Raw genomic sequence first — 2,084 nt, 5'->3', positions numbered from 1 at the left:
TCCCCTTCCACTACCATCTATATTCTACTTTTAAATCTGCTTTTACATTTGTTGCTTTATACTTTAACTGTTTGTCACTTTCCATCTTGGCACTTACATCTACTCCTATACTTGGTCTTATTTGCAACTTCTCTCCTAAATATCTTAAATCTAACTCTAATCCCGGGCTTATTAATAAAACTGTATTATTATTAGCCCCAAATGAGTTTTCATCTTTCTTTATCTTATCTGTCTCTTCCTTACTAAAGTCCTCTATACCCTTTTCACCTATTTGATTTCTCTTTATCCTATTTAAACTCTCATATAACTTATCTGATTTTATTCCTGTTGAATAACTTACATTTAATTTTCCTATAATCCCCACATTATCATTCATTTCATATCTTAACTTATTCTCATTATATAGCTTATATGAATATTGTAATGTTAAGTGTAGTTTATTATCATTTGAAGGTGCTGCACTAGCAGCCGCTGCAGCAGCTGCAGCTACATTACTGTTTAACTGACTAAACAATGATATTGTATTTGCTCCTAGTGTTGTTGTTAAGCTTAGCTTTTTATTTGTCTTGTAATCTATTGTCCCTTTTGTGTCTGCTAATAGTAATAATTCATCTGTATCATTACTGTGGTTTAATATTGATAACCTATTTGAACTTGTAAAGTTTAATTCTCCACTTAATGTTAATCTTTCATTAACACTATATTCTGCCTTATTATCACTCCATGCATTTATTATACTAAAATTCTTTTTATCTACATGTCCAAATATATATCTAACATCTGAATTATGTTTTACTTCTACACTCTTTGTCTTCCTATTATATATAACTCCTGCTCCTACTTCTAATAGGTGTTCTATTTCTCCAAATTTTACTTTATTTGATTGACCAGACTGAGCAGAAGCCATAGCTTGAGCATTAGCTCCATCTTGGGTCATCTTTGCATATCCTCCATATTTACCCACTAACATTAAACTTAACTCTTTAGTTAAATCATACTTTAATCTGTTATTTGTATATAATAAAGATATTATTTGATCTGAATCTTTTTTATATTCATTTGCATCTACTTCAAATTTATCTGTAAGATCTACTCTTGCCTTTAACTTATTCTTTGATTCTATCTCTATCTTATTCTTACTATACTTTACATCAAATTTTATCTCTGGTTTATATAAGCTCTTTGGAATTTGTTTTACTTTTACTTCTTTAAATACTACTTCTGCACCTATCCCTCCTAATAACTCTAAGTTATTAGCATTATACTTAATCCCATTTTCTAATAATAATGAATAATTCTTTTTATCATTTGGTACTATCGTCCCTAAATATATCTTTCCTTTATTAGATATCTCTAATTTCCCTAACTTACTTAATGTATTTAGTTCTAATCTTAATCTTCCACCTTTTTCATATGTATCCTTCTTTAACTTATGGTTTACATATGCTTCTATTTCATGATTACCTTTTTTTGTCTTTATATTTACAAAGTTTTCTACTCTATATTCTCCATTTTGTAAATAACCTGCTGTATATATAGATCCACTATGTAGTTTAAATAGTTTATGATTATAATTTAATATTAATGAAAATAATGTCTCTTCATTTTCTTTAAATCTTAATCCTTGTGAATGATAATATCCTTTTAATGCTTCTTTATCTTTTTCATATCTTTCTTCCCAATCTACTCTTTTTTTTAGAAATTCTTTTACATACTTTTCATGCTTTTCTGTTTTATATGTATATGAGGCATTTAATATTAGTTCTAGTTCTTCTGTTATGTTTCTTCTAAAATTTACTCCTGCATATCCTTTTCCATCTATAGTGCTATCTCCTTTTACTCCTGCTCCTCCAAATACAAATATTTCTTTGTTCTTTCCAAAGATACCTCCTGCATTTAGTTCAAATAATCCTTTTTTAGTAAATGAGCTCTCATAGCCTAGATCTATATTTGAATCACTTGTTACATAATATTCTGCACCAAATACACTCGTACTTATACAAAATATCCCTATAAGTTTTCTACTTATCACTTCTTCCTCCTACTTCTTCTTTTCTTTTAGCTTTTTTATTATACCCCCCCCC

General features: G+C 28.5%; 1 protein-coding gene. It reads right to left on the bottom strand.

Features of this window, described 5'->3' with window-relative positions; translation table 11 throughout:
- Positions 1-10: 10 nt before the first annotated feature.
- Positions 11-2,032, bottom strand: a complete 2,022-nt coding sequence (locus tag BUE91_RS00440; protein WP_073507597.1) for a hypothetical protein — start codon at positions 2,030-2,032, stop codon at positions 11-13.
- Positions 2,033-2,084 lie beyond the last annotated feature (52 nt).

Origin of the sequence: Streptobacillus notomytis, from assembly GCF_001902585.1 — a bacterium.
Taxonomy (GTDB): Bacteria; Fusobacteriota; Fusobacteriia; order Fusobacteriales; family Leptotrichiaceae; genus Streptobacillus; species Streptobacillus notomytis.
The sequence above is the reverse complement of the archived record's forward strand: the minus strand, read 5'-3'. Positions and strand labels throughout refer to the sequence as shown.